Origin of the sequence: Actinomadura soli, from assembly GCF_005889715.1 — a bacterium.
Classification (GTDB): Bacteria; Actinomycetota; Actinomycetes; order Streptosporangiales; family Streptosporangiaceae; genus Spirillospora; species Spirillospora soli.
On the sequence record NZ_VCKW01000215.1, the window covers coordinates 1 to 14370 of the forward strand.

The following is a 14370-nucleotide window of genomic DNA, read 5'->3' on the forward strand; positions in this document are numbered from 1 at the left end:
GGGGAGGATCGATGACGGGGGCGGGGGTGCGGCTGGTTCGGGTGCAGTGGGCGCCGCTCATGGCCCTCGCTGTGCTGACGCTGGTGTCCGCGCTGCTCGCCGTCGCCCTCCCGGCCCGCATGGCCGCCGGGTACGACCGGAGCGCGGCGGCCGCGGCCGGGCCGGGCGCCGACGTCCGGGTGGAGGGGCGCGCGGCGGACTTCGCCGCGACGACGTCCGTCCCGAGCCAGGACGCGCTGGTCTCCCATGGCCTGACCTGGCAGCAGATGATGCCGTCGTCCCTGCGCGGGGTGACGGGCCAGCCCGAGGCGTCCGCCACCAGCGACCGCATGGGCATCGAGGGGCGGTTCTCCCGGCCGAGGCTCCTCTACCTGGGCTGGGACGTCGGCGCGTGGGAACGCGTCCGCGTCGTCGCGGGCACGCCCGCCCACAGCTTCGACCTGAGGCCCGGCGAGGACCTGCGGGTCATGGTCTCCAAGACCTACGCCGACCGGCTCGGCTACAAGGTCGGCGACCGCATCACCGCGGGCGGCGCCCCGGCGGGGACCACGCTGCGCGTTCAGATCACCGGCCTGTACCAGCCGGTGAACGCCGCCGACCCGTACTGGACGCCCCGCGCCCGTATCCTGCGCCCGACGAGGGAGACGGTCGGCGACCGCATGGACGCCCTGGAGGCCGACGCGGGCACGGCGCTGATCGACGAAGCCGCGTACGCCAGGGTCGCGCGCACGCCCGGGCGGTACTTCACCTTCAGCTGGCGGTACCCGGTTCTCCCCGGCGCGATCAGCGCGGCCGGTGCCCGCGAGGTCGCCGGCGACATGGACGCCTTCCGCTCCGCCGTCCAGGGCCGCACCGGGATCTTCCCCAACGCGGTCGTGACCGCGCTGGACGACCGGCTGGACGCCTTCGCGGGCCAGCTCCGCGCCGCCGAGTCCGTCCTCGGGCTGGTGCTCGGCGGCCTCGTCGCGGTCGCCGCCGGGGTGCTGCTGCTGGCCGCCGGGCTCCTCGGGGAACGGCTCCGGCCCGTCCTCTGGACGATGCGTGCGCGCGGCGCGTCGCTGCGGCAGCTCGCCCTGCCCGCCGGCGGGCTGACGGCGCTGGCCGCCGTCCCGTCCGCCGCCCTCGGATACGCCGCCGGGCGCCTGCTCGACGCCGGGCCGCCGCAGACCAGCTCGAACTACGCGGTCGCCGTGCCGGTCGCCGCCGTCCTCGCCGTGTCGGCCGTCATGGTCCTGCGGGAGCGGGACGCCGGCGTCGGGTCGTCGTCAGGCCGCCGGGACGACCTGGTGTCGGCGCGGCCGTCGCGGCGTCGGTTCGTCCTGGACGCGCTCCTCGTCGCGCTCGCCGTGATCGGCGTCGTGCTGCTGCGCCAGCGGGGGGAGACGGCGGGCACCGACCCGCTGATCGCCGCCGTCCCGGTGCTGCTCGGCGCGGCGCTCGCCGTACTGGTCCTGCGCGCCTACCCCTACCTGCTGCGCGCCGCCGGGCCGTTCCTGCGGCGCCGCCGAGGCGCGGTCGCGTTCATCGGGATCGCCCGCGCGTCCCGGCAGACCGTCGTCGGCGCGCTCCCGCTCGTCGTCCTGCTGCTCGCCGCCACCGTCGCGGGCTTCACCGCCACCGTCGACACGGCCCTGCAAGCCGGGCAGGAACGCGCGTCGTGGGCCGAGGTCGGCGCCGACGCCCGCTTGGAGGCGGGGCCGATGGACGACACGGCCCTCGCCCGCATCCGCGGCCTCCCCGGCGTGACCGGGGCCGTGCGCGCCCGCGTCATCACGGAGGTGACGACCGAGTCGAACACGGCGCCCATGACCGTCGTCGGCGTGGACCTCGGCGCCTACCGCGACCTGGCGCCCGGCGTGCCCGGCATCCCCGGCTCCGCGTCCGGCGCGCTGGCGTCGCCGCTCGCCGCCCGCACGATGGGACCCGGCGACGCGACGCTCAGCCGCGCCGGCATGGACCCGATCCGCATCACCGCGCCCGCCGTGATCGAGCACTTCCCGGGGCAGTTGCCGGGCAGCGCGTACGTCGTCGTCCCGTACAAGGACGTCGCGGGCGCGACCGGCTTCCCGTCGCAGGTCTTCGTCTCCGGGCACGACCTGGACGCGAAGAAGCTCAGCGCCGCGGCCCCCGGACGCGCCGTCGAGCTGCGCCAGGACGTGCTGCGGACGATGACGGACGTGCCGATCGTGTCCGTCGTCCGCGACACCTTCCGGGACGGCTCCCTCATCGGCGGCGCCTTCGGGCTCCTCGCCGTCCTGCTCGTCCTCGTCGTCGGGGCCAGGACCCGCGGCCGGACCGTCGCCCACCTGCGGGCCCTCGGCCTCAGCCGGCGGCAGAGCCGCGGCCTGGCGCTGGTCGAGATCGCGCCCGTCCTGCTCTGCGCGGTCGGGGCCGGCTGGGTGCTCGGGCTGCTGCTGCCCGAGATCACCGGACCGGTCGTGGACCTGCGCCCCTACACCGGCGGCCACGCCGTCACCGCCCACGTCCCGAGCCTGCCCGCGCTGCTCGGGCTCCTCGGCGCGCTGCTCCTCGCCGCCGCCGCCGCGGTCGCCGTGGACCGCGCCTTCGACGCCCGCCCCGGAACCGTCCTGAGAACGGGGGACCAATGAGCACCAACGCACCCGACCTCGCCGAGCTGGAGCGCCGCGCCGCCGAACGCGGCCCCGTCTACGGCGAGGGCGCCCACATCGTCTGCGACAACCTCGTCCGCATCTACAAGACCGACGGCATCGAGGTCGTCGCGCTGCAGGGGCTCGACCTGCTCGTGGACGCGGGCGAGCTGGTCGCGATCGTCGGGGCGTCCGGCTCCGGGAAGTCCACGCTGCTGAACATCCTGTCCGGGCTGGACGTGCCGACCGCCGGTGTCGCCCGCGTCGCCGGGTCCGACCTGCTGACCATGGCGGCCAGGGAACGGCTGCGGTTCCGGCGCGAGCAGGTCGGGTTCATCTGGCAGCAGACGTCCCGCAACCTGCTCCCGTACCTGACGGCCGAGCAGAACGTCGAGCTGCCGATGCGGTTCGCCGGCCGGTCCCGCCGCGAGCGCGCCACCCGCGCCGCCGAGCTGCTCGGCATGCTCGGCGTCGGCGACTGCGCGGGCCGCCGCCCGCAGGAGCTGTCCGGCGGCCAGCAGCAGCGCATCGCCATCGCCGTGGCCGTCGCGAACGAGCCCCACGTCGTCCTCGCCGACGAGCCGACCGGCGAGCTCGACACCGCCACCGCCACCGAGGTCTTCGCCGCGCTGCGCCGCGTCAACGAGGAGCTCGGCACCACCGCCGTCGTCGTCACCCACGACGCGCAGGTGACCGAGCGCGTCGACCGGACGATCGGCATCCGCGACGGCCGCACCAGCAGCGAGGTCCGGCGCCGCTCCGCGGACGACGGCACCCGGACCGCCGAGGAGTACGCCGTGCTCGACCGCGTCGGCCGCGTCCAGCTCCCGAAGGCGTTCACCCAGGCCCTCGACATGCGCGACCGCGTCCGGCTCAACCTGGAGACCGACCACGTCGGCGTCTGGCCCGACCGGAAGACCGGCCGGAAGGCCGACCGGGAGGAGAGCGATGACTGAGCCGATGGTGGTCGTGGAGGCGCTCACCCGCACCTTCCGCACCGGCGACCTGGAGGTTCCGGCGCTGCGCGGCGCGTCCTTCACCGTCGGGGCCGGGGAACTCGTCGCGATCAAGGGACGGTCCGGCTCGGGGAAGACGACTCTGCTGAACCTCATCGGCGGCCTCGAAACCCCGGACGGCGGGACCGTCCGCGTGAACGGCGGCGACGTCGGCACCCTCAGCGAGGACGAACTCCTCGCCCTGCGCCGCGACCACATCGGCTACGTGTTCCAGTCGCACGGCCTGATCCCCGTCCTGTCGGCTGCGGAGAATGTCGAGATTCCGCTGCGGCTCGTCCGGACACCCCCTGCGGAGCGCGACGAACGCGTCCGCGTCCTGCTGGGGCTCGTCGGCCTGGCAGACCACGCTGCCCAGCGCCCCTATGAGCTGTCCGGCGGCCAGCGCCAGCGCGTCGCGATCGCCCGCGCCCTGGCGAACCGTCCCCGCCTGCTGCTGGCGGACGAGCCCACCGGCCAGCTCGACTCCGAAACGGCCGCCGCGATCATGCCGCTGCTGCGCGCCGTCGTCTCCAGCGAGGGCGTCACCGTCATCGTCGCCACCCACGACGAGGCGCTCCTCGCCGAAGCCGACCGCGTCCTCAACCTCGAAGACGGCGTGACAACGGAAACCCCCGTCCCTACCCCTGGCTGACGCCGGTTGCCCTCTGATCGTCCGGGGAATCGGTACCGGGATGGGAGGGCGTATGGCGACTGTCGTACTGGTGGGGACGCTCGACACCAAGGGGGCGGAGTACGCGTGGCTGCGTGACCGGGTCCGGGAGCTGGGCTGCGAGGTGGTGCTGGTCGACGCCGGGACCGGGCCGTCCGAGGTGGACGCCGACGTCTCCGCCGAGGAGGTCGCGCGGGCCGGGGGCACGTCCCTGGCGGCGCTGCGGGACGCGGGCGATCGGGGCGCGGCCGTCACGGCCATGGGAGAAGGCGCGGCGGCCGTGCTCGCCGGGCTGGAACGCGTCGACGCCGTGCTCGCCGTCGGCGGGAGCGGCGGATCGTCGATCGCGGCGCGGGCCGTCCGGGATCTGCCGATCGGGCTGCCCAAGCTGATCGTGTCCACCATGGCGTCCGGGGACGTGACCCCGTACGTGGGCGCCAAGGACGTCACGATGATGTACAGCGTCGTCGACATCGCGGGCGTGAACCGGGTGTCGCGGCTGATCCTCGGGAACGCGGCGGCAGCGGCGGCCGGGATGGCGAAAGCACACCTGCCCCCTCTGGCGGAGGAGCGTCCGCTCGTGGGCGCGTCGATGTTCGGCGTCACGACCCCGGCGGTGGACGCCGCCCGCGAACGCCTGGACGAGCTCGGCTACGAGGTCCTGGTCTTCCACGCGACCGGAGCCGGAGGCCGGGCCCTTGAGGGGCTCGCGGAGAGCGGCCTGCTCGCCGGGGTGCTCGACCTGACCACGACCGAACTGGCGGACGACCTGGTCGGCGGCGTCCTGTCGGCGGGCCCCGACCGCCTCACGGCAGCGGGCCGGCACGGGATTGCGCAGGTCGTGGCGCCGGGCGCGCTCGACATGGTCAACTTCGGGCCGCGCGAGACCGTCCCGGAACGGTTCGCGGGACGGAACCTCTACGTCCACAACCCGACCGTCACCCTCATGCGGACGACCCCGGACGAGATGGCCGAACTGGGACGCCGCGTGGCGGCGAAGCTGGCCGCCGCGACCGGCCCGACCACCCTGTTCATCCCCCTCGGCGGCGTGTCGGCGCTGGACGCGCCCGGCATGCCCTTCCATGATCCGAAGGCGGACGAGGCGTGCTTCGCGGCGCTGGAGGGCGCCGCTCCGACGGAGCGGCACGACCTGAACATCAACGATCCGGCGTTCGGGCGCGCGATGGCCGACCGGCTGCACCGGATGATCACGGAGGGGGCGCGGTGAACCGGCAGGAGGTCCTCGCGCGGCTGCGCGCCGCCGTCGCGGAGGGCGAGCCCGTCATCGGCGCGGGGGCGGGCACGGGCCTGTCCGCCAAGTGCGCGGAGGCGGGCGGCGTCGACCTGGTCATCATCTACAACTCGGGCCGCTACCGGATGGCGGGACGCGGCTCGCTGGCCGGGCTCCTCCCTTATGGGGACGCGAACCAGATCGTCGTGGAAATGGCGTCCGAAGTCCTGCCGGTAGTAAAAGACACCCCCGTCCTGGCCGGAGTGTGCGGCACCGACCCCTTCCGCCTGATGCCGGTCTTCCTCGACCAGCTCAAGGCGATGGGCTTCACAGGAGTACAGAACTTCCCGACGGTCGGCCTTTACGACGGCGTCTTTCGGCAGAACCTCGAAGAGACCGGAATGGGCTACGACCTGGAAATCGAAATGGTGCGCCTCGCGCACGAGCGCGACCTCGTCACCGCCCCGTACGTCTTCGACGAGGACCAGGCCCGGGCGATGGCCGAGGCGGGCGCGGACGTCCTCGTCCCGCACGTCGGGCTCACCACCAAGGGCAGCATCGGCGCGGGCACCGCGCTGACACTCGACGAAGCGGTCGCCCGAGTGCAGGCCATGCGGGACGCCGCGTCCACGGTACGTCCCGACATCCTGGTCCTGTGCCACGGCGGCCCCATCGCCGAGCCGGAAGACGCCGCCTACGTCCTGTCCCGAACACACGGAGTGGTGGGCTTCTTCGGCGCCTCCTCCGTCGAACGGCTGCCGACCGAGCGCGCCATCACACAACAGGTGGCCGCCTTCAAGAACCTGGAGCTGTGAATGCTGCTGAATCCTGATGACGTGGCGACGATGACCTTCGACTGGGGCTCGATCAAATGGTTCGTCACGCCGTCCAGCGTGCCGGGCGCGAGCAGCACGCTGGGCGAGGTGATAGTCAACCCCGGCAAAGGCCACGCGCGGCACAACCACCCGAACGCCGAGGAGGTCATCTACGTGATCTCCGGCGAGGCGACACAGATGGTGGACGACGGGAACCCGTTCAGCATCCGCGAGGGCGACGCCGTCCACATCCCGAAGGGCGTGTGGCATTCCACGTACAATACGACGTGGCGTCCACTCCGCCTGATCGTCACCTATACCCCGGGCGGCGAGGAAAAGGCGTTGGAAGCCGCCCCCGACTTCTGCCTACACGCCCCTGGAGCCATCCCAGAATGGCGCCAGTCCTAGCCGGTCAATTCACGGCCGCGAGCGTCAGGGAGGCAACGGCCAACGCGAGATAGGTGCCCGGGAACGCGATGTTGTGCAGGACGCGGGTCCGCAGATGGAGGCAGACCGCACCGACGAAGAAGGCCACGAGCCCGGCGGCCGCGGCGATGCCGATCACGTCGAGCCCCAGCAGACCGAGCACGAGCCCGGCCGCCCCGGCGGCCTTGAGCGCGGAGGTCTCTGAGACGGGCGCCCAGTGCTTCTCGGGCTTGACGGGCAGAGGTGGACACCTGATGAGGCAAGAGACTGAGGATCAGGCCGTCATCGTCCAGCAACCAGCAGTCCTCGTTCGGGAACGAGATGTCTTCGGCACGTCCGCGAGGGAGATATCTGACGTCCTCTCCGGCGGAGACGTTGCGCTGGGTCACCTCAATACTCCACCGCGTGTATTCAGTGTGAGGTTCGCTCACCACTCGCATTCGTTGTACTTGGACATCCTCTCTGGTGAGTTCTCGGATGAACTCGAGCCAGTCGTCCAGCCAAGCGAAGTCGTCCGGCTCGCCCTTGCGCCAGCGTGCGAGCGGAACTTCCTCGAACTCGACATTGTAGGTGTCACGCAGCTCCAAATGTCATGCACGCTCCGCGTTGCGCAACAGGTCTTGGAACCGGTGATAATCGATCGGCTGCATCTGTGTCCTCAGCCCAGGAGGGCCAGGCCTTCCTGGGGACCTCTACGCAGGTCTCATGGGTGGGGACATCCATCTGAGAGAGCGTGTCCTCGTCACTGACGCGAACGCTTTTGACGATGTAGTTTCCCTTTTGGTTGACGTCGACGATGGAGCCATCACGTTGGTGATTTCGCCGCTGAGGCCGTCCTTGGCCAGGTGGGTCATCAGCCTTGGCGGCACCTCCACGATGGTCTCGTCATGGGACAGCGAAAGTCGATTGACGATCTCGGGGTCGGTGACGATCCAGCCCTGGACGACGTATGAATCACGGTCGGTCGCGTAGAGGGTCGGACTCTGACCGCTGGTCGTTTCCTTTCCGAGTAACACTTGGTGGCCCACGTGCGAGTGGCGCCCGGCTGGCTACAGCGTCCGACGCTGGGTCCCTTCCGTGAGCAGTGCCAGGACCTCCGCCTCGCGGAAGCGACGGTGCCCTCCGAGCGTCATGACGTAACTGAGCTTCCCCGCCTGCGCCCACCGCGTGACGGTCTTTACGTCCACGCGGAACATCGACGCCACCTCGGCCGGGGTTAAGAGAGGCTCGATCTGTGGTGTGTACTTCGGCATGCTCTGGGTTCTCCTGTCCATTGCATAGGAAGGGGCCCCGCTGCTCACTGCGGGGCCCCATGCTGCTCGTCGCACACTTTCTGAGGTCGATAGACCACCTACTTTCCGTCATCGGGGGCGCGAGGGGTCTCGGGGGTCACCACCGGCCTCTGGACTCCCATGACCGGGTGAGGGGCGCCACGTCTCCGTGCCGGGGACGCCGCTCAACCTGGGTGCGGGAGTGGCTCGACTTGGCGGCGTGCCGTCCGTGGCGGAAGAGCCTGGGGTACAGCAGGAAGCCGATCACGATCCCGCCGAGCACACTGCCGACGGTGAGGACCGCCAGTTGGACGAAGATCTGCTGAAGCATCTCACCCGTCGTGATCACTGGTGCTCCTGTCCGTGGCGATGTACTCAGCCCATTTCTCGTCCTGCTCCGACATTTGACGGCGGAGGCGCTCCAGCGTCTGGGCGGCGACGATGGACCTCAGGCCGAAGTGGATCTGTCCCCGTGTCAGCGGACGCCGGGTGAGGACCGTCCACATGCCGCTCTTGTCCGACAGGTAGGGCTCGGCCCAACGCCCTTGGGGCTCAGGCTGCGCAGGGAGCGGGTCGTACTCACTCACGACGGGGACGTAGCCCTTGCGGGGCTCTGGGGAACTCTGCTGGCGCATCGATCTTCCGGATTCCTCGTGTCTTTGCGTTCTCTGACACTCATCGTCAAGCGCCGGGCTACTCTCAGCTAGAGAACCGTGCCTACAAACGCCCCCGGACGCCTACAAGCGCATGTAGGTAGGCCAGAAAGGTTCGCAAATGCCCGAAATTGACCCCATGGCATCGGCACTCGACTTCTATCTGTTCCACATGAAGCGGCTAAGGGACGCCTCGGGCCTTTCTCAAGAGGCCCTCGGAGCCAAGGTCGGCTACACGGGCAAGCTCATCGGGCTCGTAGAGACCAAGAAGCGTCGCCCCAACATCAAGTTGTCCGCTGGGATGGACGAGCTGTTCGGTATCGAGAAGTTCTTCGAGGCGATGCTGCCCCGCATCGCCGAGGAGGCGGGTCTCCCGCCCGGCTTCTGGGAGTACGTCGAAGAGGAGGCGAGAGCCTCCCAGATCCGGATGTACAACCAGAACTACATCCCAGGGCTACTCCAGACCGAGGACTACGCCAGAGCAGTCGTCAGGGCTGGCAGGCGACCCGACAAGGTAGACGAGCTGGTCTCCACGCGGATGGAGCGGCAAGAAATCCTTCGACGGGAGGTTCCGCCGAACGTCGTCGTTCTCCTGGAGGAAGGAGTTCTCCGGAAGATGGCGGGGAGCCTTGAGGTCACTCGGCAGCAGCTCGTCCATCTGATCAAGCTCATCCAGGAGCCCAACATCTCGATCTACGTCATCCCGGAACGTGCCCAGGTCTTCCCGGAGAGCAGCTTCACGGTCCTGTCCTTCGACAGCGAGCCCGATCTCGGGTACGAGGAGTCCGTCGGGGGACGAGGCCGCCTCTTGGAGGCCGGCTATCAGGTCACGGAGCTTGGAGTAGGGTTCGAATTGATCAGGGAGTCGGCCCTGACGGCGGCCGACTCCGAGGCTCTGATCCGATCGTTGATGGAGAGTGGATGATCAAGCAGGCCACGTGGCGCAAGAGCACCTACAGCGGCGGAGAAGGCGGTCAGTGCGTCGAGCTGGCCACCCTGGACGACTACGTTTGCATCCGTGACAGCAAGGACCCCCAGCTCGGTCACCTCACGGTCGGCCGGGAGGTCCTCCGGAGTCTCGTTGGTCGGATCAAGGCCGGCGACCTGAACCTGTAGCCCCCCACAGCAGCCCCCCGGTTTGAGGCCGGGGGGCTTCTCCTGTCTTAGGGCAGAGGTGGAGCCCGTCGCCCGCGTGAGGTCCTGGCGGCACCCCGGACTTCCTGCTTCTATGAGACCGGCCCATGTTCCAGAATGGAGACTGCCTTGAGTTTCAAGGCCCCCCGAACGCGTATCGGATTGGTGCTCGGCCTGTTCGGTGCGGGGTTTGCTGTCGGTGGAGCCTACCCGGCAGTGATGATCTTGCCCCGGACGTAGACCCACCCGCCGTCATGGCGGACGAAGCGGCTCACCTCGTGCAACTCACCGGGCTGTGATCCCGGTCCGGTGAGGTAGTGGGCGCGGAACTCCACGACGCCCTTGTCGTCGCCCGGGCCGCCGCCCTCCTCGCGGACGATCTCCAGCCGCGTCCAGCGCAGGCCGTCCTCGAACCCGACCCGCTCCGGACGCGTCGCGGCGTGCCAGGTGCTCAGCAGGTACGCCTCGTCCTGCCTGGCGAACGCGCTGAAGCGGGAGCGCATCAGCTCGGCGGCCGTCGCGGCGGCCGCCTCGCCGCGGTGCAGCCGCCCGCAGCAATCCCGGTAGCGGTCACCGACTCCGCAAGGACACCTGGCCATTCCCGCATTCTGCCCGCTGCTCACTCGTCGCGGGGCGGGTCGATGCCGCTGATCGCGGGCCCGTCCGCGCGGATGATGACCTCCGCGCCCGGGACGGCGTCGAGGTCGGCCGCCGTGTAGCGGTCCGTGAACAGGTGCACGGTCCTGTTGGACGAGCCGCGCGGCACCCGCCCGAGACGCAGGTCCCGCTCGTACCGGCCGGCGATCAGCACGTCCACGCGCTCGCGCAGCGCCGCCGCGCCCGGCATCCGGACGATCTCGTCCCAGCCGAACCCGGTGAGCAGCAGCACCGACAGCGACGTCTCCTCCCGGATGCGCGTGAGCAGCCGCAGCAGCGGCCGGAACTGCTGCAGCGGCTCGCCGCCGCTGACCGTCACGCCCTCGATCCTTCCGCCGAGCCCGGCGATGTGCGCGAACAGCTCGTCCACGGTGACCGCGTGGCCGCCGCGGGGATGCGTGTCCGGGGTCCAGCAGCCGGGGCCGCCGAGCGTGCAGCCCTGCAGCCACACCACCGCGCGGGTGCCGGGGCCGCTGGTCTCGCTGTACGGCTCGAACGCGTGGACCGACAACGGACGTGCCGGACGTGAGGGGCGCGCCTGGCGCGTCATGCGCCCGGCTTCCGCCGCGGCCGGACCCCGACCCGCGTCGTGCCGTCCGGATCTGTGGTCACCCCGGCTTCGTGGAGTTCCATCCTCGCTCCTCACATGACCGTCACCACCGGATCGCGCCGGGGACGTCGGCATTCGCCGGACACGCCGTCCTTTCCGCGTTCGCCGGTCATGCCGTGATTACACCGCCGTTCCGCCGGGACCGGTCCCGGGGCACTCTCCGCGACTATCGTGCAACTGATCGGATACGGGAGGGGGACGGCGTTGCGACCGCTTCAGGGTGCCGATCCCGACCGGGTGGGCCCGTACCGGCTGCTCGGCCGGCTCGGCGCGGGCGGGATGGGCGTGGTGTACCTCGGCCGGTCGCCGAGCGGGCGGCCCGTCGCGATCAAGGTGATCCAGCGGCGGTTCGCGGGCGAGCCGCGGTTCGCCGCCCGGTTCCGCCGGGAGGCCGCCGCCGCCCGCCGCGTGACCGGCGTGTTCACCGCGCCCGTGCTGGACGCCGACCCGGACGCGCGGACGCCGTGGCTGGTCACCGCCTACCTGCCGGGGCTGTCGTTACGCGAGGCCGTGACGCGGTTCGGGCCGCTGCCGCCGTCCGCCGTCCGGTCGCTGGCCGCCGGGCTGGCCGAGGCGCTCGGCGAGATCCACCGCGTCGGCGTGGTGCACCGCGACCTGAAACCGGGCAACGTGATGCTGACCGCGGGCGGGCCCCGGGTGATCGACTTCGGCATCTCCCGGCCGGAGGACGCGGTGACCATCACCCGCGCGAACACGCCGGTCGGAACGCCCGGGTTCATGGCGCCCGAGCAGCTCCGCGCCGAGCGGGCCGACCCGTCCGCCGACATCTTCGTCCTCGGCGCGACGCTCGCGTACGCCGCGACGGGGCGGGAGCCGTTCGGGGACGGGCCGCTGGAGTCGCGCGACCTCCGCGCGCTGAGCGGGCGGGCCGACCTCGGCGGGATCACCGAGCCCTGGCTGCTCGACCTGATCGGGGCGTGCCTGCTGCTCGATCCTGCGCGCCGTCCGTCCGCCGCGGGCGTCCTCGAACGGCTCGGGCCGCCGGACGACGACGCGCCGTCCCTGCTCGGCACGCGCTGGCTGCCCGCGGCCGTCGCGGAGGAGATCGACCGCCGCACCGCCGAGGCCGCGCCGCTGGAGACGCCCGTCCCGCCCGCCGCGCGTCCACCGGTCCTCGGCCCCGCGCTCAACAGCGCGGCGACCTCGGACACGGGCCCCGGCGACGGCCCGAGGACCATGCCCCCGCCCCTCGGGACGGGCCGCAGGGCGCTCCTCGCCGGCGCCGGCGCGGGCCTGCTGACCATGAGCGGCATCGGGTCGCTCGTATGGCGGCTGACCGGCGACGATGACCGCGACCCGAGGCGCGACCCCCGCGACCCGGTCGCCGCGGGGCACTCCGGCGCCCCGCGGACGCCCCAGGGGCCGCCGCCAGACGGAGTCGCGCGATGGAAACGTCACGTCAGCAAGAAGGACAAATACCTCGAACTCGCCGCCGGTGGCGGGGTGGTGCTGGCGAACGGCGACGACGGCAACGAGATCCTCCATGCGCTCGACCCGCGCACCGGCAAGATCAAATGGACGCGCGACGGCGGAATGCGGGCGACCCCCCACGGCGACGTCACCTACCTCGCGCAGGCCGAAGGCCAGCAGCTCTGCGCGGTCCGCACCACGACCGGCAGGACGCTGTGGACCTACGACGTCTCCTTCGAGGAGAGCGGCCCGACCGACGAGCTGGCGATCACCGACTCGGTCATCGTCTTCGGCATCGACAAGATCACCGCGGTGAGCCGGTCCACCGGGCGGCGGCGCTGGCGGTCGAAGCTGCCCGGAAAGTACGGGGTCTCCGGGGTGGGCGGCCTCCTGATCGTCCTGGTGGGGGACGCGCTGGTCGGCATGGACGCCGCGTCCGGCAAGACCAGATGGAAGTACCCGATGGACTACCCCGACTTCCAGGTCGTCGCCGACGGCATGGTCTACGCCGTCGACCGGTTCGGGACCATGCACGCGGTACGGATCGGCACCGGCGCGCTCGCCTGGCGGCGGCCGAACATCAGCGGCTGGGGCAGCCGGGCGGGCGGCGGCCGCTGCTACCTCGAAGCGGGCGACGGCGAGATCCTGGCCCTGGACGGCGCGACCGGCAAGCAGCTCTGGTCGCGCTCGCTGCTGTCCCAGCGGACGGACGACCCGCGCGGCCAGGCCACCGCGCTGGGCCTCGCCGGACCCACCCTGTATGTCTCCTGCACCGACGGCGTCCTCTACGCGCTGAGCACCGCCGACGGCCGCATCCAATGGACGTACGGCGGAGACGAGCCCAACCGCACCCGTCCCGTGACCGCGGGCGGGCTCGTCTTCATCGCCACGGTGAACGGCGACGTCCGGGCCGTCGCGCCACCGACCCCCACACCGCGCACCAACGGAGGACCACGTGCGACCCCTTGAGCCGGACGACCCGCGCTCGGTCGAGACCGGCGGACGCCGCTACCGCGTCCTCGCCCGCGTCGGATCCGGCGGGATGGGCGTCGTCTATCTCGGCCGGTCCGCCGCCGGACGGGCCGTGGCGATCAAGATGGTGCATCCGGAGTTCGCCGCGGACGACGAGTTCCGCGACCGGTTCCAGCGCGAGGCCGCGGTCGCGCGGAGGGTCGGCGGCGGGTTCACCGCGGCGGTCATCGACGCCGACCCGGAGGCCGAGCTCCCGTGGCTGGTGACCGAGTACCTGCCGTCGGTGTCGGTGCGCGACGCCGTCCGGTCGTCCGGGCCGCTCGCGGTGGACGCGGTGTGGGAGCTCGCGGCCGGGATCGCGGAGGCGCTCGTGTCGATCCACGAGGCGGGCGTCGTGCACCGCGACCTGAGCCCCGCGAACGTCCTGCTGACCGCGGACGGCCCACGCGTCATCGACTTCGGCATCGCCCGCGCGATCGAGGCGTCGTCGGTCTCGCGCCCCGGGACGCGCGCGGGTGCCGCCGGGTTCATGTCGCCGGAGCAGGCGGCGGGGGAGACGGTCGGCGCGTCCGGCGACGTCTTCTCGCTCGGGTCGACGCTGGCGTTCGCCGCCACCGGCCGGGAGCCGTTCGGCGACGGCGTGTGGCACGTGAAGCTGCGCCGCGTCCAGTCCGAGGCGCCCCGGCTGGACGGGATCGGCGACCCCGCGCTGCGCTCGCTGATCGAGTCGTGCATGGAGCGCGACCCGGAGCGCCGTCCGACCGCCGCGGACCTGGCGGCGCGGCTGGCCGGACGCGGTGCCGGAGACGCCGTCGGTCCCGGGGAGCGGGCCGCCGCGTCGCTGCCGCCGTCCGTCGCCGCCGAGATCGCCAGGCGCCGGATCGCGGCCGAGAACC

Annotated in this window: 16 protein-coding genes and 1 pseudogene; 10 read left to right on the forward strand and 7 right to left on the reverse strand. The window is 71.8% G+C overall.

Going from position 1 to position 14370, the window contains the following annotated elements:
• Positions 1–11: 11 nt before the first annotated feature.
• From cas5 to ETD83_RS31225, 6 genes are read left to right on the forward strand one after another with little or no spacing between them, the layout of a single operon-like run.
• Positions 12–2609, forward strand: a complete 2598-nt coding sequence (cas5, locus tag ETD83_RS31200) for a CRISPR-associated protein Cas5 (protein ID WP_138648791.1) — start codon at positions 12–14, stop codon at positions 2607–2609.
• Positions 2606–3565: an ABC transporter ATP-binding protein gene (locus tag ETD83_RS31205; RefSeq protein ID WP_138648792.1), complete on the forward strand. Its 960-nt coding sequence runs from the start codon at positions 2606–2608 to the stop codon at positions 3563–3565. The genes cas5 and ETD83_RS31205 overlap by 4 nt, the downstream gene beginning before the upstream one ends.
• Positions 3558–4256, forward strand: coding sequence for an ABC transporter ATP-binding protein (locus tag ETD83_RS31210; protein WP_138648793.1), 699 nt, complete (start codon positions 3558–3560; stop codon positions 4254–4256). The genes ETD83_RS31205 and ETD83_RS31210 overlap by 8 nt, the downstream gene beginning before the upstream one ends.
• A gap of 52 nt (positions 4257–4308) precedes the next feature.
• Positions 4309–5502, forward strand: coding sequence for a Tm-1-like ATP-binding domain-containing protein (locus ETD83_RS31215; protein ID WP_138648794.1), 1194 nt, complete (start codon positions 4309–4311; stop codon positions 5500–5502).
• On the forward strand, positions 5499–6320 hold the full coding sequence (locus ETD83_RS31220) for a phosphoenolpyruvate hydrolase family protein (protein WP_138648795.1): 822 nt from the start codon (positions 5499–5501) through the stop codon (positions 6318–6320). Before ETD83_RS31215 ends, ETD83_RS31220 begins: the two co-directional genes overlap by 4 nt.
• Entirely contained in the window at positions 6321–6728 is a 408-nt protein-coding gene (locus tag ETD83_RS31225; RefSeq protein WP_138648796.1) for a cupin domain-containing protein, read from the forward strand.
• A 4-nt stretch (positions 6729–6732) separates the two neighbouring features.
• Here the strand turns inward: ETD83_RS31225 and ETD83_RS31230 are convergent, their stop codons facing one another.
• The 5 genes and pseudogenes from ETD83_RS31230 to ETD83_RS31250 form a co-directional block, all read right to left on the reverse strand.
• A complete protein-coding gene (locus ETD83_RS31230) occupies positions 6733–7002 on the reverse strand; it encodes a DoxX family protein (RefSeq protein WP_138648797.1) in 270 nt (89 codons plus the stop codon).
• A 22-nt stretch (positions 7003–7024) separates the two neighbouring features.
• Positions 7025–7333 (reverse strand): annotated as a pseudogene (locus ETD83_RS46145) (DUF6879 family protein); the annotation flags it as partial.
• Between the two features lie 462 nt (positions 7334–7795).
• Complete coding sequence (locus tag ETD83_RS31240; RefSeq protein WP_138648799.1) at positions 7796–7999, reverse strand: BldC family transcriptional regulator; 204 nt, start codon at positions 7997–7999, stop codon at positions 7796–7798.
• A 136-nt stretch (positions 8000–8135) separates the two neighbouring features.
• Positions 8136–8366: a hypothetical protein gene (locus tag ETD83_RS31245; RefSeq protein WP_138648800.1), complete on the reverse strand. Its 231-nt coding sequence runs from the start codon at positions 8364–8366 to the stop codon at positions 8136–8138.
• Positions 8350–8652 (reverse strand): hypothetical protein, encoded by a 303-nt coding sequence (locus ETD83_RS31250; RefSeq protein ID WP_138648801.1) that lies wholly within the window; start codon positions 8650–8652, stop codon positions 8350–8352. Before ETD83_RS31250 ends, ETD83_RS31245 begins: the two co-directional genes overlap by 17 nt.
• Positions 8653–8791: 139 nt before the next feature.
• Here ETD83_RS31250 and ETD83_RS31255 point away from each other — a divergent pair, with 139 nt between their 5' ends.
• Positions 8792–9595 (forward strand): helix-turn-helix domain-containing protein, encoded by an 804-nt coding sequence (locus ETD83_RS31255; protein ID WP_138648802.1) that lies wholly within the window; start codon positions 8792–8794, stop codon positions 9593–9595.
• Entirely contained in the window at positions 9592–9786 is a 195-nt protein-coding gene (locus ETD83_RS31260; RefSeq protein ID WP_138648803.1) for a DUF397 domain-containing protein, read from the forward strand. Before ETD83_RS31255 ends, ETD83_RS31260 begins: the two co-directional genes overlap by 4 nt.
• 224 nt (positions 9787–10010) lie before the next feature.
• Here ETD83_RS31260 and ETD83_RS31265 read toward each other — a convergent pair whose 3' ends face one another.
• Together ETD83_RS31265 and ETD83_RS31270 are read right to left on the reverse strand one after the other, a co-directional pair.
• Positions 10011–10403 carry a YchJ family protein gene (locus tag ETD83_RS31265; RefSeq protein WP_138648804.1) on the reverse strand — a complete coding sequence of 131 codons (393 nt, stop codon included), beginning with the start codon at positions 10401–10403 and terminating at the stop codon, positions 10011–10013.
• A gap of 20 nt (positions 10404–10423) precedes the next feature.
• Positions 10424–11011: a 4Fe-4S single cluster domain-containing protein gene (locus ETD83_RS31270; RefSeq protein WP_171064533.1), complete on the reverse strand. Its 588-nt coding sequence runs from the start codon at positions 11009–11011 to the stop codon at positions 10424–10426.
• 264 nt (positions 11012–11275) lie between these two features.
• On the opposite strand from ETD83_RS31270, the gene ETD83_RS31275 reads away from it, so the two are divergent.
• Positions 11276–13471: a protein kinase domain-containing protein gene (locus tag ETD83_RS31275; protein ID WP_138648806.1), complete on the forward strand. Its 2196-nt coding sequence runs from the start codon at positions 11276–11278 to the stop codon at positions 13469–13471.
• Positions 13458–14370: serine/threonine-protein kinase (locus tag ETD83_RS31280; RefSeq protein WP_205717991.1), on the forward strand; the 913-nt coding region annotated here is incomplete at its 3' end. The genes ETD83_RS31275 and ETD83_RS31280, both read left to right, overlap by 14 nt.

Bases quoted from the DNA above. Each gene is read 5' to 3' on its own strand.
- ETD83_RS31215 (WP_138648794.1), top strand. From the start codon at position 4,309: ATGGCGACTGTCGTACTGGTGGGGACGCTCGACACCAAGGGGGCGGAG.
- cas5 (WP_138648791.1), top strand. From the start codon at position 12: ATGACGGGGGCGGGGGTGCGGCTGGTTCGGGTGCAGTGGGCGCCGCTC.
- ETD83_RS31205 (WP_138648792.1), top strand. From the start codon at position 2,606: ATGAGCACCAACGCACCCGACCTCGCCGAGCTGGAGCGCCGCGCCGCC.
- ETD83_RS31250 (WP_138648801.1), bottom strand. From the start codon at position 8,652: ATGCGCCAGCAGAGTTCCCCAGAGCCCCGCAAGGGCTACGTCCCCGTC.
- ETD83_RS31260 (WP_138648803.1), top strand. From the start codon at position 9,592: ATGATCAAGCAGGCCACGTGGCGCAAGAGCACCTACAGCGGCGGAGAA.
- ETD83_RS31240 (WP_138648799.1), bottom strand. From the start codon at position 7,999: ATGCCGAAGTACACACCACAGATCGAGCCTCTCTTAACCCCGGCCGAG.
- ETD83_RS31265 (WP_138648804.1), bottom strand. From the start codon at position 10,403: ATGGCCAGGTGTCCTTGCGGAGTCGGTGACCGCTACCGGGATTGCTGC.
- ETD83_RS31255 (WP_138648802.1), top strand. From the start codon at position 8,792: ATGCCCGAAATTGACCCCATGGCATCGGCACTCGACTTCTATCTGTTC.
- ETD83_RS31225 (WP_138648796.1), top strand. From the start codon at position 6,321: ATGCTGCTGAATCCTGATGACGTGGCGACGATGACCTTCGACTGGGGC.
- ETD83_RS31210 (WP_138648793.1), top strand. From the start codon at position 3,558: ATGACTGAGCCGATGGTGGTCGTGGAGGCGCTCACCCGCACCTTCCGC.
- ETD83_RS31270 (WP_171064533.1), bottom strand. From the start codon at position 11,011: ATGACGCGCCAGGCGCGCCCCTCACGTCCGGCACGTCCGTTGTCGGTC.